This is a genomic window from Bradyrhizobium uaiense, assembly GCF_010811875.1.
Taxonomy (GTDB): Bacteria; Pseudomonadota; Alphaproteobacteria; order Rhizobiales; family Xanthobacteraceae; genus Bradyrhizobium; species Bradyrhizobium uaiense.
This window is the reverse complement of the sequence record NZ_VKHP01000694.1, coordinates 1-255: the sequence shown is the minus strand read 5'-3', so window position 1 is coordinate 255 and position 255 is coordinate 1. Positions and strand designations below refer to the sequence as shown.

Sequence of the window (255 nt, the reverse complement as noted above, 5' to 3'; positions counted from 1 at the left end):
CCCGCGATCGCGGCCGGTGCGGCGTTCGCGCAGAGCCGCGACAGTGAAGCAATCGTGCTGGCGCTCGCCGCCGACCATCTGGTGCGCGATACGCCGGCCTTCGTCGCCGCGTGCCGCGGCGGACTGGTGGCTGCGGAAGCCGGCCGGATCGTGACGTTCGGCGTCAAGCCGGAACGGCCGGCCACCGAATACGGCTACATCCACCCGGGCGCGGTGGTCGCCGGAGAGGTGCGCGCGGTGGCGAAGTTCGTCGAG

1 protein-coding gene is annotated in these 255 nt (G+C 72.9%); it reads left to right on the top strand.

The features are described from left to right. Window positions 1-255, top strand: a 255-nt coding sequence (locus FNJ47_RS47110) for a sugar phosphate nucleotidyltransferase (protein ID WP_249778692.1), incomplete at both ends; no start/stop codon positions are given.